The following is a 19,359-nucleotide window of genomic DNA, read 5'->3' as shown; positions in this document are numbered from 1 at the left end:
ACCCCCGCCGGCTTTTTTGATGAGGCCTCAGCTCAGGCGCCGATAGGCCCGGGTGGTGATCAGAAAGGGGTGGAACACCTCGAGGAAGCGGGCCTGCAGGGTGAGAAAGAAGCTCTCCACCAGCTCGGGAGCATCGAAGTGGAAGGGGTATTCGCCGTTGAAGCCCTTGAAGAAATACCAGTTGAGCAACGCGATCGCCTCGCTGCCCATGCGCCGCTCGAACAGGCCGAGCTGGGCCGCGGGATCGGCCAGGTGTTCCAACACGTCGAGGCACACGATCGTGTCGAACTGAGCCGGCAGCTGGGGGTCGTCGAGGTCGCGGAAGCAGCGCAGCCGGTCCGAGAGCCCCAGCTGCTGGGCCCGCTCCGTAACGAAGGCACGGTTGTGGGGGTTGAGGTCCACAAACCACACCGCTTCCACCTGGGGCAGAGCTGCTGCCGCCAGGGCATGGCTGCCGATGCCGCCGCCGAAATCGAGCACATGCCCTCTGGCAAACCGGGCCTGCAGCCGCAGGGTGTCGGCGATGTAATCAGCACTGCCCAGGTGCCAGGCCGCCAGTTCCAGCAGGTGGCCGGTGCCCACGGTTTCCTCGTAGAAGGCGCCAGCCTGGTCCGGATCGAAGGCACCGGGATGGATCGAAGCCAGATCGTCGGTGCTGGTGGGCAGACGCTCCGCCAGATCCTCGATGCTGAGATCCAGGAAACGGGCCAGCTGCGCCGAGAGGTCGAACCCATCCGCCAGAAAGCGTTGGGGATCGAGCACAGGAAGGGTGGTCATTCCCGCACCGTAGGCCTCAGGGCAGAGAGGCCGGCCCCGCACTTGCCTCCAGCTCGGCGCCATCGCCCGGCACCTCCAACCAGCGGCGCAGCCAGGCGGTGAGGGCATAGAAGGGCAGCGTGTCCGCTAGGGCCGCCGCCGCCTTGAACAGGTAGCCGCTGGCGATGAAGCTCAGCAACTGCGGCAACACCGGCTCCCCTGGCCGCACCGGCAGCACGTGAGCGCCGTAGTGGCTGATCAACACCACGGCACTGGTGTCCACCAACTGACTCACCAGGGTTGATCCGTTGTTGCGCAGCCATAGAGCCCGGCCAGCGGTGAGGCGTTTCCAGAAATGAAACAACCGCACATCGGTGAACTGGGCAGCCAGGTAGGCCACCATCGAGGCGCCCACGGCGCCAAAAGCCAACCGCCGCACCTCAAAGAAGGTGCCCTCGGGCGCACCGGCCAAGCCCGGCAGCACGCCCCCAAGCCACAGGATCAGCACGATCCAGCCATTAAGCAGCAGCCCCACCCACACCAGCTGGCTGGCTTTCTCCTCCCCCCAGATCTCACTGATCAGGTCGGTGCAGAGGAAAGTCACCGGGTAGGGAAGGGCCCCCACGGCCACCACCACCGGCCAGGAGCCGATGGAGCCCAGGTTCAGGAACCGAGTGAGGCCCAGGATGTTGAGCATCCCCATGGTTCCGAGGAACAGGCCAGCCAACACCAGGAAGGCCAGATCGCGGCGCTGCTGCAAACCCAAGCAAGCTGGTGCGGAGAGCCGTCCCAGGCTGGCGGGGCCGGCAGCGATTGCCAGGCCCAACGGGGTGGATGCAACAGTGCCCGCAGGCACTGCGGCGAACACAGCCATGGCGGGCGGCGGCACAGGGGGCGAACAGGGCCCGGGCGAACCCTGCGGCTTTCTGGTGCTCGACAAGCCCGCGGGCCTCACCTCCCATGGCTGCGTGAGCAAGGTGCGCCGCGCCTATGGCCTCAAGCGGGTGGGCCACGGCGGCACCCTGGATCCGGCCGTGACCGGCGTGCTACCGATCGCCGTGGGCACCGCGACCCGATTGCTGCCCTACCTGGACGGCGGCAAGACCTACCGGGGCGTGGTGCAACTGGGGGTGATCACCAGCACCGACGATCTGGCCGGTGACGTGCGGGAGCATCGGGCCATTCCGGCCCTCACCACCGCTGCGCTGGAGCAGGCCCTCGAGCCCTTCCGCGGGGCCATCCAGCAGCGGCCGCCCCAGGTGTCCGCCGTGCACGTGGACGGGGAACGGGCCTACGCCCGGGTGCGGCGCGGGGAACAACTGGCGCTGCCCCCACGGCCGGTGACGATCGAGCGGCTGGTGCTGCTGGGCTGGGATCCCAGCAGCGGCCAACTGGAGCTGGAGGTGGCCTGCTCGGCCGGTACCTACATCCGCTCCCTCGCCCGCGACCTGGGGGAAAGCCTCGGCTGCGGCGGCTGTCTAGCCCATCTGCGGCGTACCGGGGCCCTGGGGTTCGGCCTGGAGCAGGCCGTGGGCCTTGAGCAGCTGGAGCAGGCACCGCCACCACCACTGGTGGACCCCCTCGAGGCCCTGGCCGCGCTGCCGCGCCACCGGCTGGTGGAGACGGATCTGGCGGGCTGGCGCTGCGGCCAGGCCCAAGCCACGGCCCTGCAGCTGGAGCTGGACACGGCGGTGGTGGTGGTAGGGCCGGATGGCAACCTGGCGGGCATGGCCCGGGCCCTGGCAGGCAACCAGCTGCAGCCCCGCATGGTGTTGCAAGCAGCGGGCTGACCTTCCGACGAGACTTGCGAACCTCCCATGGCCGGCCACAGCAGATGGGCCCAGATCAAGCGAACCAAGGCGGTGGTGGATGCCAAGCGCGGCGCTGTGTTCACCCGCTTGGGGCGTGAGATCAGCGTGGCCGCCCGCGGCGGCGCAGATCCCGCCGCCAACTTCCAGCTGCGCACCGCGATTGAAAAGGCCAAGGCGGCGCGGGTGCCGAGCGCCAACATCGAGCGGGCCATCGCCAAGGGCTCCGGCCAAGGGGGCGGCAGCGACCAGTTCGAGGAAGTGCGCTACGAGGGCTACGGGCCGGGCGGAGTGGCCGTGCTGATCGAATCCCTCACCGATAACCGCAACCGCGCCGCCGCCGAGATCCGGCTGGCCTTCAGCAAAAACGGCGGCAACCTCGGCGAAACCGGCTGCGTGGGCTATCTGTTCGAACACCGCAGCGTGGTGCGGCTGGAGCCAGTGAACCTCTCGGAGGAGGCCCTGCTCGAGGGCCTCCTGACCCTGGAGGCCAGCGGCGGCCCCGTACCCCTGGGCTACGAGCTCGATGCTGAGGAGGCTGAGGTGCTCGGCTCTTTCGAAGCTCTGGAAGCCCTGCAGGATGGCCTGCGGGGCCTGGGCTGGCCCGTGACCAGCTGGGAGCACCGCTGGATCGCCCAAACCCCCTGCCCGGTGACCGACGGGGACACCCTGCGGGCCTGCCTGCGGATGCTCGATGTGCTCGAGGACCTGGACGACGTACGCAGCGTGACCAGCAACCTGGAGGCGGACGAGGCGCTGATGGAGGCCGCCCTCAGCTGAGCGGCAGGGCCGAGGCCGCCGCCGCATCCGCCATCACCGTGAGCCGTGGATGCCCCTGCAGCCAACTGGCCGGCACCTCCACAGAGGGAGGTTCCAGCAGAGCGCGCCGCAACATCTCGGCCTTGGCGCCGCCTGTAACCACCAGCAGAACCCGATCGGCCGCCAGGATCTCGGCCGTGCCCAGGGTGATGGCCCGGGGGGGCACGGCCTGGGGATCACCACCGAAGGCCGCGGCGTTCTGCAGACGGGTGGCATCGCTCAGCTCCAGACAGCGGCAGGGGGCCTGCGCCCCGCAGGGGGGCTCGTTGAAGCCCACATGGCCATTGCTACCCAGGCCCAGCAACTGCAGGCCGATGCCGCCGGCCGCCGCCACGGCAGTTCCATAGCGGTGGGCCTCCGCCTCGGGATCGTCCGCTTGCCCATCGGGCAGCTGCAACCGGCCCGGCACGAGATCCAGCGGCTCCCCCAGGGCCAGGGCCATGGTGGCGGAGAAGGAACCCGGGTGTTCCGGGCCCAGGCCCACGTACTCATCCAGGTTGAAGCTGCGCCACTGGGCCAATAGGACCTGGCGCTCCAGCCCAGGCAAGCCAGCGATACGGCGCCGCAGGGCTGCATACACCGGCTCCATCGTGCGGCCGGTGGCCAGCCCCAGCGGCCTGGACTCGCCCAGGGCCTCGAGCAGACGCGGCGCAACGGCCTCCGCCACGGCATCTTCATCGGGCTCAACCTGGAGGGCGTAGGGGGCGGCCGGAATGCGGAGGGTCAAGGTCCAGAGAATCAGGGTTGGGATCCGCTGGCCAGGGCCATGGAACCCACAGACCCAGAGCCTGGCTGAGGGAGCCCCGCCAGCACCAGCTCGGCGTAGGGACGCACCTGGGTACCCCGGTAGTAGTGCTCCAGGATCTGTCCGTAGCTATCTCCCCGACGGGCCATGGCATAGGCCCCCCACTGGCTCATGCCGATGCCATGGCCATAACCGCGGCCCACGGCCACCAGCTGAATCGCTGGCGGGGATGGGGAGAGCAGCGGTGGCGGTGGTGGCACCTGTAGCCCTCCGGAACCCGCCAACTCCTGGGCCATGACCTCAGCCCCCGGCAGCAGCTCCTGCTCAAAACGCACCCAGGTGCTCTTGAGCCCGAGCCGACTGCGCAGCTGGGCGCCGCTCAGCAGCAGCTGGCCGCTGGGCCCCACCACCCGAGCCTGGCGCACGCGGCCGGTGGGCGTGGTGGAGAGCACCTGGATGGTCTGAACACCGCCGATCTCGGCGAAGGCTTTGGCCAACAGCGCAGCATCGAGGGGCTGGCGCCACTGGCGCACGGGGGCGTCGTCGTCGAAATCGGGCACGCTCACCAGATAGGGCAACTGGCTGGACCAGAGGTCGCCGCTGCTCTCGGTGCTGCCGCCACTGCTGCTGTGGAACACCGCATCGATCAGGACATTGCCATGGGTGAGCACCAAGCCGCGGGTGCCGGCCACCGCCGCGCGGGTGGAGGGGGTTTCCGCCTCCACACCCTTGTACACCTGGCTGGCCACGGTGGCCTTGAGATCGAATGGAGCCGCGGGCTTGCGCCCCTTGAGGGCATAGGTGCGGGCAGCCACCGCCTGAGCGCGCAGAGCCTCAATTGGCCAGCTGGCGGGCATCTCACTGCCCACCACGCTGGGCAGATAACTCTCCAACGGCACATGGTTCACCGCCTGCAGCCGTTCGGCCTTGGGCAGGATCTGGAGCTGACCGCGGTAGCGCCGTTGCTGCAGCCACAGGCTGGGCTCGGCACCTGGGGGCGCCACCGGCTCGATCCACAGTTCCACCCCTGCGTTGATGGCGGGAGCATCGGCTCCACCCGCCGCGGCGAGCGGCTCCGGATCAGCCTCCACCCAGCCACCGTTGAAGCGCAGGCGCAGCACCTGATCCGCCCCCAACTCCTGCAACACCCGACCCTGCCGATCCCGCAACCGCAGCCCGCCGCTGGCGGGGGCCCGCACCGTGAGGTCTGGGGCCTCCTGCAGCAGCACCCTCAACCGCGGTTCGGCCACAGCCTGCGCCTGGCTCTGGGCCCGCAGCTCCGCCGCCAGCGGGGCCAGCAGGCACAGCCCCAGGGTGAGCGAGCGAAGGGGGGAGGGCATCGCGGCGGGGCGGGCACGGCAGGCCATTGTGACGAGCTCACCCCACCCCCGCCAGCCCCGGCGTGGGAGCATCAAGTCAGTGAGCCCTGGGAGACCCACCGGCCGTGCAGGTCACCTTCCTGGGCACCAGCTCCGGGGTTCCCACCCGAGCCCGCAATGTGTCAGCGGTGGCCCTGCGGCTGCCCCAGCGGGCTGAGCTGTGGCTGTTCGACTGCGGCGAGGGCACCCAGCACCAGTTCCTGCGCAGTGACCTGCGGGTGAGCCAGCTGAGCCGAATCTTCGTGACGCACATGCACGGCGACCACGTGTTCGGCCTGCCGGGGCTGCTGGCCAGCCTGGGCCTGGCGGGCACCTGCAGCGGCATCGACCTCTATGGCCCCGATCCCCTGCGGGACTACCTGGAGGGTGTGCTGCGCACCTCCTCCACCCGGATCGGCTACCCCCTGCGCAGTCACCGGGTGAAGGAGGCCGCCCGCACGGGCACCCTGCTGCTGGACGACGACGACCTCACCGTGCGCTGCACGCCCCTCACCCACCGGGTGCCCGCCTACGCCTACCGGGTGGATCAGAAACCGCGCGCCGGCCGCTTCGATGTGGACAAGGCTCGCGACCTAGGCATCCCCCCCGGACCCATCTATGCCGAACTGAAGGCCGGCCACACGGTGACACTGGACGACGGCCGCATCATCAACGGCGCCAGCCTCTGCGGGCCGGAGCGGCCGGGCTGCAGCGTGGTGTACTGCACCGACACGGTGTTCTGCGAGGCGGCAGTGGAGCTGGCGGCCGGGGCCGACCTGCTGATCCACGAGAGCACCTTCGCCCATGCCGAGGCGGAGATGGCCTTCCAACGCCAGCACTCCACCAGCACCATGGCCGCCCAAACCGCCCTGGCCGCCGGAGCCAAGCAATTGGTGCTCACCCACCTGAGCCCCCGCTACATGCCAGGCAACCCCGTGACCCCGGACGATCTGCTGGAGGAGGCCCGGGCGATCTTCCCCAACACGCTGATCGCCAAGGACTTCCTCACCCTCGAGGTGGCCGCGGGCGGGGCCTGAGGCTGCAACAGTTCGTGAGTGCCGCGGCCATTCGCAACCGGCGGGCCCATTGGCCGTGATACAAGGGCTCTGGTGCGGTCTCAGCCGCCACATTGCCGGCTTTTTCAATGGCCTCTTTCTTCTCCTCTGCGCTCCGGACCCTGGCCCGGCTGCTGGTTCTCCCCCTGGCGCTGCTGGTGGGCTTCGCCGGCCCTGCCAACGCCGCTCAGTGGACTGCTGAACAGCTCACCGTGCCCGCCAACGCCGATGGCACAGCGGTGACCTTTAGCGAACAGGAAGTGAAGGCTGGTCGCAAGGTGTTCAACTCCAGCTGTGGCGAATGCCATGCCGGTGGCATCACCAAGACCAACCAAAACGTGGGCCTCGACCCTGAAACCCTTTCCCTGGCCACACCACCCCGCGACAACGTGGAGGCCCTGGTGGACTACATGAAGGACCCCACCAGCTACGACGGCGAGTACAGCATCGCCGACCTGCACCCAAGCATGCGCAGCAGCGACGTGTTCGTGAAAATGCGCGACCTCACCGACGAAGACCTGCGTCTCATGGCCGGTTTCATCCTGGTGGCCCCCAAGGTGCAAGGGCAGCAGTGGGGCGGCGGCAAGATCTACTTCTGATCTCCCCCTCCCACAAGCAAACCGAGAGCCGCGGCCACCACCGCGGCTTTTTTGTGCCCAGATCTCTCAGGCTGGCGGCGGTGCCGTGTTGCCAGGATCCAGGGAGGTGGGCTGCTTGCTGTACCACCACTCCTGCAGGGGGCCTTTGAGCCGCAAGGGGAACAGCGTCAGCACCGTCTGGGTGGGCCTGGAACCCGGCTGCAGCAGCTCCACGGCATAGGAGGGGCAGCGGCGGGAGGCCAGATCGGCCACAAAGCGACGACCGACCCGGCGCCAGCTGGGCTCCTTGCTGCGCCAGGCGAGGCGGCAGCAGGGCCACGGCAGCTCCTCGCGGTCAAACAGGCGACAGCAGGGCCCCAGCACGCGAAAGCTGTACTGGCCACCGGGGCTGGTGTGCTCGCTGCCATGGGCATAGAGCTGATCAACCTGGGGGGCAGCCACGGACACGGGAACGCTGAAAGAGCGGTGGGAGCGACGCGGAGGGAGCGTTGAGTGACAAAAAAGCCACCCCGAAGGGTGGCCGGAAAAACACAGAGGGGAGAGGGATGCACCAGGGCCTCCCGAACCCCGGCTCAATAGAGCTCTTCTTCGGCGTGGGTCTTGATGGTGCAGTCGCTGGTGGGGTAAGCCACGCAGGTGAGCACGAAACCGGCTTCGATCTGGTCGTCGTCCAGGAAGCTCTGGTCGGACTGGTCCACGGTGCCAGCGGTGATCTTGCCGGCGCAGGTGCTGCAGGCACCGGCACGACAGGAGTAGGGGAGGTCGATGCCCTGCTCTTCAGCAGCGTCGAGGATGTACTGATCGTCAGGTACCTCGATGGTCTTGTTGAGGCCTTCGCTCTCGCTGATGAGGGTGACCTTGTAGGAAGCCATGGAAGGGATTGGGGCTCACAGACGCCTGAGGGTTCAGCCCCGGGCCTGTAGGACCGCACCTTCCTACATCCTCCAGGGGGGGTTCCTGTGGATCTGCGGGCTCGACGCCGTGAAGGCCAATCAAAGCCAAGGCACAGATCAGCGTGCCTTATGCAACATCAGACGGACTGGGGCTAGGCACCGGCCCAGTGGATCGTCATCAGGCCCCATTGGCTTTGCTGGGTCGTGAGCTCGGCTCGCCAGCCGTTCTCCGCCAACACCTGGGTGAGCCGTGGGGCCTGATCCACCAGCAAGCCACTCAGCAGGCCAACCCCACGGGCCGCGAGCACCGTGTGAAAAGCCGGGCACAAGGCCTCGATCACCGGCGCCAAGATGTTGCAGAGCAGCAGCTCCGCCGGCTCACCGCCCAGCAGCTCCGAGAGGGTTTCCACCGAGCCCAACTGCACCTGTAGCCGCTCCTTGAAGCCACTCACCATGGCGTTATCGCGGGTGGCCCGCACGGCCAGGGAATCGGTGTCAGCCGCCGCCACCGACGTGGCACCCTCAAGCAGGGCCGCAATGCCGAGGATGCCGCTGCCGCAACCCAGATCCGCCACCCGCTGCCCCTTCAGGTCGAGGGTCTCGAGCGCTTCGAGGCAGAGGCGGGTGGTGGGATGGCTGCCAGTACCAAAGGCGCTGCCGGGATCCATCCGGATCACCAGGCGATCGGCGTGCTCAGCCGGCAACTCCAACCAGGCCGGCAAAATCAGGAGCCGTTCACCCACCGGATCGGCCTGCCAGTGCTGCTTCCAGCTGAGGCTCCAGTCCTCGTCGTCCTGGTGCAGCCAGTGGATCGGGGGCAGGGCAAGGCCAAAGGTGGCGGCCAAGGGGGCCAGAGCCGCCTCCAGCTGGCGCCGCTCGGCCTCGGGCCAATCCGCCTCGGGTAGCCAGGCCACCAGTTGGCGCTGAGCCGGCAGCTCAGGCCTGTGGTGAACGGCCACCCGGGGAATACCGAGGGCATTCAGCTTCCAGATCAGCGATTCCTCCAGCTCAGGCAGGGAGGGAATCTCGAGCCGCCACCAGGAGAGGGTCATCGTGCCAGCACTGCGGATGCCCGCGTCAGAGGGTCACGGGGTGGGCTTCCTGGATGCCGTTGATGGCATGGATGTTGGCCAAGAGACTGGGGGGAATGGGGTCATCCACGCTCAGCACCATCACGGCGTCGCCCCGCACGATGCGCCGGCCCACCTGCATCGAGGCGATGTTCACGTTGTGCTCGCCCAGCACCGAGCCCAGGTGGCCAATGATGCCAGGCATGTCGCGGTGGCGGGTGAACAGCATGTGACGACTGGGTGCCACATTCACCGGGAACTCGTCGATGGTGGTGATGCGCAGTTCGCCATCGGCGAACACGGCACCGGTCACGGTGTGGTTGCCGTTGGCGCCCTTGGAGCTCAGCTGCAGGGAGCCGCCTGCAAAGTCGCGGGCGGCATCATCCTTCACCTCGAGCACATGGATGCCCCGCTCCTTGGCCTCCAGGCCGGCATTCACATAGTTGATGCTGTCGCCGAGGGCGGTGGAGAGCAGGCCCTTGAGTGCCGCGATCACCAGGGGCTGGGCCGGGTGCGTGGCGAACTCGCCCTGGAGGCGCACCTCCAGCTCACTGATCTGGCCGCCCGCCAACTGGCTGAGTAGCTGGCCCAGGGTTTCAGCCAATTGCAGGTGGGGCTTGAGCTGCTCCATCACCTCGGCATTGAGGCCGGGGATGTTCACGGCACTGCGGGCCGGCAGCCCCAGCAACACGTCGCGGATCTGCTCGGCTACGTCGATGGCCACATTCTCTTGGGCCTCTTCGGTGGATGCACCGAGGTGGGGAGTGAGGATCAGCCGCTCGCTGACATTGCGCAGGGGGGAACCGGCCTCGAGGGGCTCGTTGGCGTATACATCGAGGGCAGCGCCTCCGATGGTGCCGTTCTCCACCGCCTCGGCCAGGGCCGCCTCATCGAGGATGCCGCCACGGGCGCAGTTCACGATGCGGGCCGTGGGCTTCATGGTGCGTAGCAGCTCCGCATTCACCAGGTTCTCGGTGTCGGGGGTGCGGGGCAGGTGCAGGCTCACGTAGTCCGCCTCGGCGAACAGGGCCGGCAGCTGCATCAGCCGCACCTGCATCTGCTGGGCCCGCTCCGCCGACACGAACGGGTCGTAGGCCATCACATCCATGCCCATGGCCTTGGCCACGCGGGCCACGTGGGAGCCGATCTTGCCCAGGCCCACCACACCGAGCTTCTTCTTGTAGAGCTCGTTACCCACATATTTCTTGCGGTCCCAGCCGCCGGCCATGGTGCTCACGTGAGCGTGGGGCACGTGGCGCGACAGCGACAGCATCAGTGCCAGGGCATGCTCCGCCGCGGCGATGGTGTTCCCCTCAGGGGAGTTCACCACGATCACGCCCCGCTTGGTGGCGGCAGGTACGTCGACGTTATCGACACCCACACCAGCGCGGCCAATGATGCGCAGCTTGGTAGCGGCCTCAATGATCTCGGCCGTCACCTGGGTGCCGGAGCGAATCATCAAGGCGTCGTAGTCGCCGATGATCTGCTTGAGCTGTTCGGGCGGCAAGCTCGTACGCACATCCACCTGGGCCACCTGCGACAGGATGTCGATCCCTGTCTGGTCAATGGGATCGGAAACCAGAACCTTCGTCATGACCCGGCGGGGGTGGGGGCGGCCGAAGGTGAAGTGTAGAGAGGGGGCCTTCAGCCTCCCCACCGATGCCCAGCCGGCCCCATGGAGAATCAGTGCATTCCGAGCCCGGTGGCCAGTGGGAAGCAGCGTTGTGGTGGTGCTCTCGGAGCGCAAGCGGCTGCGTCAGCTGCAGGAGCAGCTAGCGACCCTCACTCCGCCGCCCATGCGGTTGCTGGCCATCGGTCGTGGGGAAACCGACATCGCCACGGTGGCGGACCTCAACCCAGCCCTGGCCCGCCAGCTGAGGCAACGCAGCATGGCCCGCTGGCTGGTGCCCTTCGGATTCTTCGCCGGACTCACCTTCACCTTCATCACCGACCTCGACACCTTTGCCTTTGCCGGCCCGGTGGGCTCCCACCTGATCGGTGGACTGCTGGGTCTGGGTTCGGGGTTCATGGGCAGCTTTGCTGCGGCCGCCAGCGTGACCTCCGAAGCCGACGACCGCATCCGCACCCTGCGCAACCGCCTGGAGGAGGGCAACTGGCTACTGCTGGTGGAAATGCCCTCCGGCATCGAGATGCCCTGGACACGGCTGAAGGAAGGCAATCCGAAAGCCGTGGTGCGACTCAACGAGAGCTGAGGGACCGATGGTGCTGCCGCGCGAGGAGCTGCTCAGGGGGTGCCGCCACCCCCACAACCTGGACATGCTGATTGAGCTGGCCGAGCAGGCCATCCGCACCTGGGAGCCGGTATGGAGCGGCTTTGTGGCGGCCGATGTGCGCGAGGAGTCGGTGCAGCGCCTTGGGAGCCTCACCGAACTGCAACTCAGCGCGGCAGGGGGCTGGCCCCAGGCCGAGCGCTGCCGGCTGCTGCTGCGTCGCCCAGAGCTGGATCAGGCAGCCGGCGAGGCAGCGCCTCTGATGGGCCTGATGCTGAGCGGAAATTTCCTATTCGACCCTGCCGAACCCCGGGATGTGCTCCAGGGACTGCTAGCCGCTGGTGCCACAGAGGAGGCCATCGGCGACATCTGGATGCGGGGCGACCGCGGCGCCCAACTGGTGGTGACCCCCGCGTTGGCCCAGGTGCTCCACGGCCAGAGTGCCCAGGTGCGCACGGTGAGCGTGCGGCTGGAGGCGGCCAACCTCGAGCAACTGCAGCTGCCAGCCCAGCGGGTACCGAAACAATTGAGCAGCGTGGAGGCTTCCCTCCGGCTCGATGCCGTGGCCTCCGCGGGGTTCGGCCTGCCGCGCAGCCGCATGGCCGAACTCGTACGCGCCGGTGCCGTGCGCATCAACTGGCAACCGGCGCAAAGCCCCAGCAAGGAACTCGCCGCCGGCGACCGGGTCCGCCTGGACGGCCGAGGCGAGCTGGAGATCCTGGAGATCCAGCCCACCAAAAGGGATCGCTGGCGGCTGGTGATGCGCCGCAGCTGAGCCAGAAACACGCCCAACTGCTAAGTTCGGCTTGCCGAAAGGCCCCTGAGGGCGATTAGCTCAGAGGTAGAGCACTACCTTGACACGGTAGGAGTCACTGGTTCGATTCCAGTATCGCCCACTCGCAGAATTCAGATTGGTGCCCGTCAGAGGCACCCAATCAAGCGCTGGATCCAGCCCTTTCCAAGCCTTCCTGCTCAGCCCCAGCCATGCAGCCCCCGGGACAGCCTTTCACCGTTGTCCTCGGCCTGGGGCGTTCGGGAATAGGGGCGGCGCGCCTCCTGCATCGGCAGGGTCACGCCGTGCTGGTGCTCGAGAGCGGCAAGGGCCAGGCCCTTGAGCAGAAGGCGGAGAGCCTTCGCCGGGAGGGCATCGCCGTGGCCCTGGGGGCTCCCCTCAGCTCAGCCAGTTTTGAAGCCCTGACTGGCGCCCCAGAGCGGGTGATCGTGAGCCCGGGCATCCGCTGGGACCATCCCACCCTCGAAGAGCTGCGCCGCCGTGGGATCCCCACCGACGGGGAAATCACCATCGCGTGGGAGGCCCTGCAAGCGGTGCCCTGGATCGGCATCACCGGCACCAATGGCAAAACCACCGTGACCCACCTGGTGGCGCACCTGTTGGCCAGCGCCGGCATTGATGCCCCCATGTGCGGCAACGTGGGCTTTTCCGCTGCTGAACTGGCCCTCGAGCGCCAGGGCAACGGTCAGTCCCTGCCCGCCTGGCTGGTGGTGGAATTAAGCAGCTACCAGATCGAATCGGCCCCCGTCCTGGCGCCGCGCATCGGCCTGTGGACCACCCTCACCCCCGATCATCTCGAGCGCCACGGCAACCTGAATCACTACCGGGCGATCAAGCGCAGCCTGCTGGAGCACTCCCAGGTGCGGATCCTCAACGGCGATGACCCCGACCTGCGCAGCCATGCCGCCAGCTGGGACCACGCCCTCTGGGTCACCGCCGGCAGCCAGCAGCAGGCTCGGGCTGCGGGCCTCGATCCCCATCTCTGGATCGACAACGACCAGGTGCAGGCCAGCGGAGGTGCGGTGCTCGATGCCCGTGCCCTAGCCATGCCTGGCCAACACAACCGCCAGAACCTATTGATGGCCGTGGCCGTTGGGCTACAGCTCGGCCTGAGTGGCACCACCATGGAAGCGGCCTTCCAGGGCTTTCCCGGCGTGCCCCACCGGCTGGAACGCATCCGCAGCCTGGATGGAGTTACCTATTTCAACGACAGCAAAGCCACCAACTACGACGCTGCTGAAGTGGCCCTGCGGGCCGTGGACGGTCCGCTAGTGGCATTGGCGGGCGGTGAAGCGAAGCTGGGGGATGCCACGGCCTGGCTCGAGCAGCTGCAGCGCCAGGCGCCAGCGGTGGTGCTGTTTGGGGCTGCCCAGGAGCCGTTCAAGGCTTTGCTGGAGCAGGCCCACTACAACGGCCAGATCCACACCGTGGCAGGGCTTACGGAGGCGGTGCCGCTGGCCCATGCCCTGGCCGGGCGCCTGGGCTGCCGGGCCGTGCTGCTCTCACCGGCCTGTGCCAGCTTTGACCAGTACCGCGACTTTGAAGCCCGCGGCGATCACTTCCGCCAGCTCACGCTGGCCCTGTAGGACAGAGCCGCTAGCCTCACGGCCAATGCTGGATGTGGAATGGCCTACTGGCTGATGAAGAGCGAGCCCGACGTGTACGGGATTGACCATCTTCAGCAAGACGGCACAACCCTCTGGGACGGCATTCGCAACTACCAGGCTCGCAATTTCATGCGCAGTATGGCCCTGGGTGATCGGGCATTCTTCTACCACTCCAATGCCAAACCGCCCGGCATCGTGGGGATGATGGAGGTGATCGAAATCGGCATCACCGACCCTAGCCAGTTCGATCCAGCCAACAAATATTTCGATCCGAAATCGACACCGCAGGCGCCCCGCTGGGACTGCGTGCGACTGAGCTACCTCGGGCACTTCACCCAGCTACTCAGCCTCGATGCGCTGCGGGAGCACTTCAGCGTGGAGGAGCTGCCAGTGGTGCGCAACGGCAACCGCCTCTCCATCCTGCCGGTGCCTGAGGCCAGCGCGGCTCGGTTACTCGAGATGCTGGGGCCACTCTGAGGCCATGGCGCCGCGCACCCTGCCGATCTACCCAGTGAACCTGGGGCTAGCCCTCCAGCAGGGCTGGCAGGGACTGTGGGCCAACCGCTGGGACCTGGTGGGCTTCAGCCTCACCGCCACCGCCCTGCACCTGCTGGGCTGGGCCCTATTCGCCGCAGGCCACGACACCGGCAGCGGCATCCTCAACGCACTGCTGCGGCTGGTGGGGGTGCCGCTCTACTTCCTCAGTCTGCTGTGGCTGATCCAGGGGCTAACCCGAGGTGGGCTGGATGCCGCAGCGGGCCATCGCCCCCGCTGGCGCGAGCTCTGCCGCTGGTCAGCCAGCGATGGTCTGAGGCTGGGGCTGAGCTTGCTCACCGCCGCCGCCGGCCTGGCTCTAGCGGCACTGATCGGTTTTGTGGGCTGGTCGCTGGTGATCTTCCTGGCCCCGGCCCTGAGCGTGGTAACGATCCTGCTGGCCCTGGTGCTGCTGGGGGGGGTGGCCCTCAGCCAGGTATTCAATGCCTGCCTGGTGCTGGCGGCCGATCAAAGCCCATCAGGGGCCTTCCGCATCGGCCTACGCACCCTCGAGCGGCGCTGGCCCACCCTGCTGGGTCTGGGGGCGGCCTGCAGCGGCCTGGCGCTGGTGCCCCTGGGCCTGGGCCTGCTCGCCGAGGCCCTGGTGCAGGGGCAAGGCGTGCTGGCCACGGGGATTGCCCTGCTGGTGGTGATCCCCTGGATCAGCGGCATGGTCACCGCCACCTACCGGCAGCTGTTCAGCCCAGTGGTTCCGAGAAGCGAGGTTGCTGCGGGAACAGGTTGGCCAGGTAACAACGGGTGATCTCCCGGTTCTGCATCCCGTTCTGCACCAGGAAACCGGCCAAGGCGGCCTGGAACAGGCGGTATTGATCCCAATTGGGATGCGCCTCAATGAAGCCTTGCATCGAATGCAGGAGGCCCTCAGGCACCTCGGCCCGCATGCTCACCATGCCCGCCATCTCCATCAAACCCGCTGCATCTGCGCACCAGTTCCCCACAGCACCCGCGCGAGGTCAAGCGAACCTCCACACACCGTCTCTCAACCTGTCTCACGGCGCGATTACCGGCGAAGACGGGCGAATAGGCCACAGGGCCCACGGCGAAGCAGACGGCCCTAAAAGGCGGGACAGGCCTGTCAATAGGACCACGGCAGCAGGCACCGTTATCCCCATGGTCCCCGCCACCGCAGGCGACTGGCACCCTCCCCTGGGGAAAACCCTGGGCAGCCTGGGGGAGCATCCGGGAGAACAGCTGCGATCAGCAGCGCTGATCAGAGGGGCAATCTCGTGGCCAATCTCAGGGAGAGCACTCAGTCCCTCACGGCTGACCGTGCAACTGCTGCAGAGCAGCCATGAACGCCCTGCTGGCCGCCACCGACCAGGAACCCTCCATGGCCCGCTGGCCTGGTTCGGGGGTCAGCACCACCCGCAGGGACAAACCGGCGCGATCGCCATCCAGACCGATCCACCAAGGCTGCCGTTCGAGCTCGAGGCTGATGGCCTCTTCCGCCATCAATTGATCCACCAAATCGGCGTGCTGGGCTGCCAGGAGGCTCACCCCATCCCGCAGGGCTTCGGCCTCGCTGAGACTGAGCTCCGCGGCCCAGCCATCACCTCCGATCAACACGGGAAAGGGCTGGCGGCCTGCATCCCATGCCAACCGCCAGCCCTCGCCCTCTCGTTGCACCACGCCGACTTCAATCACGCCAGCAGACACCGTGGCTCAGCCCGGCAGCAGATCGGGCTGGTCCTGCTCGTCGCTGAGCTCCACGATGGCGCGCTGCACGGGCTTGATCATGGAATCCTCGAGCAGTCCATCGAAGTCGTCGAAGCGGCGCTGCTTGGCCCGGAAGGCAATCCGCACGGTGGTGAGGTAACGGTTGCTGGAGTGGCGCACCAGACTCTCGGCTCGCTGAGCCAACTCCTTGGGGCTGATATCGACGCCTAGATACATGAAACACTCACCGTTGACTTGAGTCTAGGCCAGCAGGCTGCTGGGCAAGGGCACCGTGACCGGATAGGTGAGGGGCTCATGGCCCTGCACCACCAGCGTGATCTGACGGGCCAGCCGCAGGGCCTCCAGGGGCGGGCGCAGCAGGGCGATCACCCCATTCACCTTCTCGCGATGGGCCAGATCACGGCATTCGATCCGCAGCGCCCCCCAGCCGCGGGAGAGCCGGCAGGCACACAGGGGATCCAACTGGCGACACAGCTCCGGATCCTCCCTGTAGAAGGACAACAGCGCGTGAGAGACCCGATCCATGCTCCTCCCTGGACCCACCGGTCTCACCATGGCGTCGCCGCCGGCGCCAGCCTTAGGGACGGTGTTTTCCCTTCAGCTTTGAAGGCCATGGCCGGCACCCTCGCCATCGACCTGGGCAGCAGCACCACCGTGGTGGCCTTCCAGCCTGCGGCGGGTGGCCCGGCCCAGCTGCTGGAGCTGCCCCCTTACAGCTGCGGGGCTCCCAGCGTGATCCCCAGCCTGCTGTGGCTGCAGCAGGCTGACAGTGAGCGCCCCCTGGTCGGGCGCCAAGTGCTCGAGGCGGGCCTGGTGGAGCAAGGCGGCCCGCAACTGCAGCGCGACTTCAAGCGCTGGATCGGCGCCAGCCCACCACGGGCAGGCGAGGCCCTGCTCAGCCCGGAGCAGGCCGGCACCCTGCTGATGGAACGCATCTGGCAGCAGCTACCCGCACACCTGGCCCCCAGCCGGCTGGTGCTCACCGCGCCGATCGACAGCTACCGCGGGTATCGCCGCTGGCTCACCGAAGTAACGAGCGGCCTCGCAGTGCCGGAGGTGGCACTGGTGGATGAACCCACCGCCGCGGCCATCGGCGCCGGACTCCCGGCCGGCAGCAAGGTGCTAGTGGTGGACCTGGGCGGCGGCACCATCGACCTCTCCCTGGTGGCCCTTGAAGGCGGAGAAGGCAAAGCCGCACCCATTGCCCAGCTGCTGCGCTTCGGCGGGCGTGACCTCGATGGCAGCCGCCAGGCCTTGCGCACCGCCCGGGTGCTGGGCAAAGCAGGACTGGCCCTGGGGGGACGCGACATCGACCGCTGGATCGCCGCCGCCCTCTGCCCCGACCTGGACGTCACGGGGCAGAGCCATGCCGCTGGACTCCTGGCCGTTTGCGAGCGGCTCAAGTGCCAGCTCAGCGAGCAGCAGGAGGCTCTTGGCCTCTGGAGCCCAGGGCCCGGTACAGCCCCGCGGGAACTGCGCCTCAGTCGCCCACAACTGGAGACGCTGCTGCGGGAGAACGGTCTGTTGAACCTACTCGACACCCTGCTGGCGAGCGTGGTGGCCTCCGCCCGCGCTGCGGGCGTCCAGCTGTGTGATTTGGACGCGGTGCTGCCCGTGGGGGGCAGCAGCCGGCTGCCCTTGATCCGCCAATGGCTGCAGGAGCGCTGCGGCGGCATTCCCCTGCGGGATGAGCGGCCGATCGCGGCGGTGGCCCTGGGGGCCCTGGCCCTCACCCCCGGGGTCGCCGTGAGAGACATACTCAGTCGGGGCGTCTCCATTCGCTGCTGGGACCAGCGGAGTGGCGAGCACCGCTGGCATCCGCTGTTTCAGGCGGGACAGGCCTGGCCCAGTGAACGTCCCTTGGAACTGGTGCTGGCCTGCAGCCGTGAACACCAGGAGGCCCTGGAGTTGGTGCTGGGGGAACCCAGCGATGAAGAGCGCAGCGAAGTGGTGTTCGTGGATGGGCTGCCGCGGCTACGGCGCCGGCCCGCCGGCATGGCCGCGGTGTGCCCCTGGGAGCAGCAACCCAAGCCGTTACAGCTGGATCCCCCGGGCCAGCAAGGCCAGGATCGCCTGCGGCTGCGCTTCAACATCCAGGCCACTGGGGAGCTGGTGCTGGAGGGCGACGACCTGGCCACGGGCCAGGCCCTACCGGTCCAGGTCCTCGGCCCCGTGCGCTGAAGCCAGGTGGCTTGGTGTTGCCGGCCCTGCAGTGGACGCCACAGGCGCTGCCCCTGAACCCGTGAAGCTGGGCCCATCAATCCATAGAACAGGGCCCATCAGCACCCTCCTTCCTTGGCCATCCGCCGGCACCGGCTCCCGCGCTTCTGGCTGGTGATCACCCTTGGCCTGGTGGCAGGGGGCGTAGGGGCGGCCTACTGGTGGGAGAAGCAACTGCCCAACCAGCTGGAACGGGCCGCCCAGGCCGGGCGGCTGGACGACTGCCTGCGCTTTAGCGAACAGCTGGCGGCCCTGCGATGGCTGGGGGGCAAGGCACCGATGGAACAGGGCCGCTGCCGTCGCCTCAAGGCCACCGAGCTCTGGCGCCAGGGGCAATGGGCCGAGGCCCTGCGCTTGCAGCTGCAACTGGTGAACTCCGGAGCCAGCAGCGCCGGGGATCAACGGCTGCTGGTGGCGTGGCAACAAGAGCTGGAGGCCCGGGCCCTGCAGCTCTATGCCCAGGGAGATCTCAGCGGCGCTCTGAAGGTACTGGCCAACCTCCATGCCGATCGCAATGCCGAGGGCACAGCCCTCGGCGACAACCTGCGCGAGAGCTGGAACCGCAACAAGCTCCAGAAGGAACGGGCGGTGGCACTGATCGCCCAGCAGCGCTGGTGGGAAGCCTTGGATGCGCTCAACCGCATCGATCACCCCTGGTGGAAGCGCCACACCCAGGCCCAACGCCAGCAGGTCACCAAGGGCATCGAGGGCCTGCGCAGCGCCGATGAGCGGCAACACAATTCCCATGGGGGTGAGCTCGAGTCGAACGTGCCGGCCGATCAGCTCGATGCCCTGGTGAACCAGAAGATCGCCCAGGGCATGGACGACTGGAAGGCCTTCACCTCCGCCTGCCGCGACCTGGGCGGCAAGGTGGTGGAAGCCGGCCCGGAAAGTGCCTGCCGCCGCTGAGGGCCCGTGACAAGATGGCTCCACTTGCGCCACGCTCTTCATGCAAACGGGAGATCAGGTGAGGGTTTGCCAGAGCGTGGTGGTGTTCCACCATCCCGAGCACCGCGGCAAGGCCTTTGATCTCCAGGGCCAGCAGGGAGAGGTGTTCCAGGTGCTGAACGACTACAAGGGTCGCACCATCAGCCCCACCCTGCCGGTGATCGTGGCCTTTGGCCGGTTCCGGGCCCACTTCCGCTCCGATGAACTTGAGGCGGTGGCCTGAGC

24 protein-coding genes and 1 tRNA gene are annotated in these 19,359 nt (G+C 67.8%); 13 read left to right on the top strand and 12 right to left on the bottom strand.

From position 1 onward, the window contains the following. Positions 1-27: 27 nt before the first annotated feature. Both KBZ14_RS01500 and KBZ14_RS01495 read right to left on the bottom strand, forming a co-directional pair. The gene (locus KBZ14_RS01500; RefSeq protein WP_255116503.1) at positions 28-777 is read right to left on the bottom strand and encodes a class I SAM-dependent methyltransferase; all 750 of its coding nucleotides are present in this window, start codon (positions 775-777) and stop codon (positions 28-30) included. Positions 778-793: 16 nt separating this feature from the next. After that, positions 794-1,522, bottom strand: coding sequence for a queuosine precursor transporter (locus tag KBZ14_RS01495; RefSeq protein WP_255116592.1), 729 nt, complete (start codon positions 1,520-1,522; stop codon positions 794-796). Between the two features lie 106 nt (positions 1,523-1,628). Between KBZ14_RS01495 and truB the strand changes: the two genes are divergently transcribed. Beyond that, positions 1,629-2,546, top strand: a complete 918-nt coding sequence (truB, locus tag KBZ14_RS01490) for a tRNA pseudouridine(55) synthase TruB (protein ID WP_255116502.1) — start codon at positions 1,629-1,631, stop codon at positions 2,544-2,546. A gap of 27 nt (positions 2,547-2,573) precedes the next feature. Next, on the top strand, positions 2,574-3,344 hold the full coding sequence (locus KBZ14_RS01485; protein ID WP_255116501.1) for a YebC/PmpR family DNA-binding transcriptional regulator: 771 nt from the start codon (positions 2,574-2,576) through the stop codon (positions 3,342-3,344). Here the strand turns inward: KBZ14_RS01485 and KBZ14_RS01480 are convergent. After that, positions 3,337-4,110: a glucosamine-6-phosphate deaminase gene (locus KBZ14_RS01480; RefSeq protein ID WP_255116500.1), complete on the bottom strand. Its 774-nt coding sequence runs from the start codon at positions 4,108-4,110 to the stop codon at positions 3,337-3,339. The two genes, KBZ14_RS01485 and KBZ14_RS01480, sit on opposite strands and share 8 nt — an antisense overlap. Before the next feature lie 11 nt (positions 4,111-4,121). Then, positions 4,122-5,468, bottom strand: a complete 1,347-nt coding sequence (locus KBZ14_RS01475) for a SpoIID/LytB domain-containing protein (protein ID WP_255116499.1) — start codon at positions 5,466-5,468, stop codon at positions 4,122-4,124. A 104-nt stretch (positions 5,469-5,572) separates the two neighbouring features. Here KBZ14_RS01475 and KBZ14_RS01470 point away from each other — a divergent pair, with 104 nt between their 5' ends. Continuing rightward, positions 5,573-6,523 carry a ribonuclease Z gene (locus KBZ14_RS01470; protein WP_255116498.1) on the top strand — a complete coding sequence of 317 codons (951 nt, stop codon included), beginning with the start codon at positions 5,573-5,575 and terminating at the stop codon, positions 6,521-6,523. Positions 6,524-6,630: 107 nt separating this feature from the next. After that, a complete protein-coding gene (gene psbV, locus KBZ14_RS01465; protein ID WP_255116497.1) occupies positions 6,631-7,140 on the top strand; it encodes a photosystem II cytochrome c-550 in 510 nt (169 codons plus the stop codon). Positions 7,141-7,206: 66 nt separating this feature from the next. On the opposite strand, the gene KBZ14_RS01460 is transcribed toward psbV, so the two are convergent. From KBZ14_RS01460 to serA, 4 genes are all read right to left on the bottom strand, one after another. Beyond that, positions 7,207-7,587, bottom strand: a complete 381-nt coding sequence (locus tag KBZ14_RS01460; RefSeq protein ID WP_255116496.1) for a DUF8632 family protein — start codon at positions 7,585-7,587, stop codon at positions 7,207-7,209. 125 nt (positions 7,588-7,712) lie between these two features. Then, complete coding sequence (locus tag KBZ14_RS01455; RefSeq protein ID WP_131454703.1) at positions 7,713-8,012, bottom strand: ferredoxin; 300 nt, start codon at positions 8,010-8,012, stop codon at positions 7,713-7,715. Between the two features lie 173 nt (positions 8,013-8,185). Beyond that, complete coding sequence (gene prmA, locus KBZ14_RS01450; RefSeq protein WP_255116495.1) at positions 8,186-9,085, bottom strand: 50S ribosomal protein L11 methyltransferase; 900 nt, start codon at positions 9,083-9,085, stop codon at positions 8,186-8,188. Positions 9,086-9,110: 25 nt separating this feature from the next. After that, a complete protein-coding gene (gene serA, locus KBZ14_RS01445) occupies positions 9,111-10,697 on the bottom strand; it encodes a phosphoglycerate dehydrogenase (RefSeq protein WP_255116494.1) in 1,587 nt (528 codons plus the stop codon). 115 nt (positions 10,698-10,812) lie between these two features. Here serA and KBZ14_RS01440 point away from each other — a divergent pair, with 115 nt between their 5' ends. The 6 genes from KBZ14_RS01440 to KBZ14_RS01415 all read left to right on the top strand — a co-directional run bounded on the left by KBZ14_RS01440 (position 10,813) and on the right by KBZ14_RS01415 (position 15,031). Further along, entirely contained in the window at positions 10,813-11,316 is a 504-nt protein-coding gene (locus KBZ14_RS01440; protein WP_255116493.1) for a hypothetical protein, read from the top strand. A gap of 7 nt (positions 11,317-11,323) precedes the next feature. Continuing rightward, the gene (locus tag KBZ14_RS01435) at positions 11,324-12,109 is read left to right on the top strand and encodes a photosystem II electron transport protein, Sll1252 family (protein ID WP_261348537.1); all 786 of its coding nucleotides are present in this window, start codon (positions 11,324-11,326) and stop codon (positions 12,107-12,109) included. Between the two features lie 49 nt (positions 12,110-12,158). Then, positions 12,159-12,230, top strand: a tRNA-Val gene (locus KBZ14_RS01430). An 88-nt stretch (positions 12,231-12,318) separates the two neighbouring features. Then, complete coding sequence (murD, locus tag KBZ14_RS01425) at positions 12,319-13,713, top strand: UDP-N-acetylmuramoyl-L-alanine--D-glutamate ligase (RefSeq protein ID WP_255116492.1); 1,395 nt, start codon at positions 12,319-12,321, stop codon at positions 13,711-13,713. Positions 13,714-13,752: 39 nt separating this feature from the next. Beyond that, entirely contained in the window at positions 13,753-14,211 is a 459-nt protein-coding gene (locus KBZ14_RS01420; protein WP_255116491.1) for an EVE domain-containing protein, read from the top strand. Positions 14,212-14,215: 4 nt separating this feature from the next. Next, entirely contained in the window at positions 14,216-15,031 is an 816-nt protein-coding gene (locus tag KBZ14_RS01415) for a hypothetical protein (RefSeq protein WP_255116490.1), read from the top strand. On the opposite strand, the gene KBZ14_RS01410 is transcribed toward KBZ14_RS01415, so the two are convergent. From KBZ14_RS01410 to KBZ14_RS01395, 4 genes are all read right to left on the bottom strand, one after another. Beyond that, on the bottom strand, positions 14,967-15,134 hold the full coding sequence (locus tag KBZ14_RS01410) for a DUF2811 domain-containing protein (protein WP_315856114.1): 168 nt from the start codon (positions 15,132-15,134) through the stop codon (positions 14,967-14,969). The two genes, KBZ14_RS01415 and KBZ14_RS01410, sit on opposite strands and share 65 nt — an antisense overlap. A 412-nt stretch (positions 15,135-15,546) precedes the next feature. Next, a complete protein-coding gene (locus KBZ14_RS01405) occupies positions 15,547-15,945 on the bottom strand; it encodes a DUF1818 family protein (protein ID WP_255116488.1) in 399 nt (132 codons plus the stop codon). A gap of 6 nt (positions 15,946-15,951) precedes the next feature. Continuing rightward, complete coding sequence (locus tag KBZ14_RS01400) at positions 15,952-16,182, bottom strand: DNA-directed RNA polymerase subunit omega (protein ID WP_255116487.1); 231 nt, start codon at positions 16,180-16,182, stop codon at positions 15,952-15,954. A gap of 24 nt (positions 16,183-16,206) precedes the next feature. Beyond that, the gene (locus KBZ14_RS01395) at positions 16,207-16,491 is read right to left on the bottom strand and encodes a hypothetical protein (protein ID WP_255116486.1); all 285 of its coding nucleotides are present in this window, start codon (positions 16,489-16,491) and stop codon (positions 16,207-16,209) included. Between the two features lie 87 nt (positions 16,492-16,578). Between KBZ14_RS01395 and KBZ14_RS01390 the strand changes: the two genes are divergently transcribed. The 3 genes from KBZ14_RS01390 (at position 16,579) to KBZ14_RS01380 (ending at position 19,357) form a co-directional block, all read left to right on the top strand. Further along, positions 16,579-18,147: an Hsp70 family protein gene (locus KBZ14_RS01390; RefSeq protein WP_255116485.1), complete on the top strand. Its 1,569-nt coding sequence runs from the start codon at positions 16,579-16,581 to the stop codon at positions 18,145-18,147. A gap of 114 nt (positions 18,148-18,261) precedes the next feature. Further along, positions 18,262-19,095, top strand: coding sequence for a hypothetical protein (locus tag KBZ14_RS01385; RefSeq protein ID WP_255116484.1), 834 nt, complete (start codon positions 18,262-18,264; stop codon positions 19,093-19,095). Positions 19,096-19,135: 40 nt separating this feature from the next. After that, the gene (locus KBZ14_RS01380; RefSeq protein WP_255116483.1) at positions 19,136-19,357 is read left to right on the top strand and encodes a ferredoxin-thioredoxin reductase variable chain; all 222 of its coding nucleotides are present in this window, start codon (positions 19,136-19,138) and stop codon (positions 19,355-19,357) included. Positions 19,358-19,359 lie beyond the last annotated feature (2 nt).

This window comes from Synechococcus sp. HJ21-Hayes (assembly GCF_024345835.1).
Taxonomy (GTDB): domain Bacteria; phylum Cyanobacteriota; class Cyanobacteriia; order PCC-6307; family Cyanobiaceae; genus Vulcanococcus.
The sequence above is the reverse complement of the archived record's forward strand: the minus strand, read 5'-3'. Positions and strand labels throughout refer to the sequence as shown.

Coding starts and splice junctions, on each gene's coding strand:
- KBZ14_RS01500 (WP_255116503.1), bottom strand. CDS start 777: ATGACCACCCTTCCTGTGCTCGATCCCCAACGCTTTCTGGCGGATGGG.
- truB (WP_255116502.1), top strand. CDS start 1,629: ATGGCGGGCGGCGGCACAGGGGGCGAACAGGGCCCGGGCGAACCCTGC.
- KBZ14_RS01485 (WP_255116501.1), top strand. CDS start 2,574: ATGGCCGGCCACAGCAGATGGGCCCAGATCAAGCGAACCAAGGCGGTG.
- KBZ14_RS01475 (WP_255116499.1), bottom strand. CDS start 5,468: ATGCCCTCCCCCCTTCGCTCGCTCACCCTGGGGCTGTGCCTGCTGGCC.
- psbV (WP_255116497.1), top strand. CDS start 6,631: ATGGCCTCTTTCTTCTCCTCTGCGCTCCGGACCCTGGCCCGGCTGCTG.
- KBZ14_RS01455 (WP_131454703.1), bottom strand. CDS start 8,012: ATGGCTTCCTACAAGGTCACCCTCATCAGCGAGAGCGAAGGCCTCAAC.
- prmA (WP_255116495.1), bottom strand. CDS start 9,085: ATGACCCTCTCCTGGTGGCGGCTCGAGATTCCCTCCCTGCCTGAGCTG.
- serA (WP_255116494.1), bottom strand. CDS start 10,697: ATGACGAAGGTTCTGGTTTCCGATCCCATTGACCAGACAGGGATCGAC.
- KBZ14_RS01435 (WP_261348537.1), top strand. CDS start 11,324: ATGGTGCTGCCGCGCGAGGAGCTGCTCAGGGGGTGCCGCCACCCCCAC.
- murD (WP_255116492.1), top strand. CDS start 12,319: ATGCAGCCCCCGGGACAGCCTTTCACCGTTGTCCTCGGCCTGGGGCGT.
- KBZ14_RS01420 (WP_255116491.1), top strand. CDS start 13,753: ATGGCCTACTGGCTGATGAAGAGCGAGCCCGACGTGTACGGGATTGAC.
- KBZ14_RS01415 (WP_255116490.1), top strand. CDS start 14,216: ATGGCGCCGCGCACCCTGCCGATCTACCCAGTGAACCTGGGGCTAGCC.
- KBZ14_RS01410 (WP_315856114.1), bottom strand. CDS start 15,134: ATGCAAGGCTTCATTGAGGCGCATCCCAATTGGGATCAATACCGCCTG.
- KBZ14_RS01400 (WP_255116487.1), bottom strand. CDS start 16,182: ATGTATCTAGGCGTCGATATCAGCCCCAAGGAGTTGGCTCAGCGAGCC.
- KBZ14_RS01395 (WP_255116486.1), bottom strand. CDS start 16,491: ATGGATCGGGTCTCTCACGCGCTGTTGTCCTTCTACAGGGAGGATCCG.
- KBZ14_RS01390 (WP_255116485.1), top strand. CDS start 16,579: ATGGCCGGCACCCTCGCCATCGACCTGGGCAGCAGCACCACCGTGGTG.
- KBZ14_RS01380 (WP_255116483.1), top strand. CDS start 19,136: ATGCAAACGGGAGATCAGGTGAGGGTTTGCCAGAGCGTGGTGGTGTTC.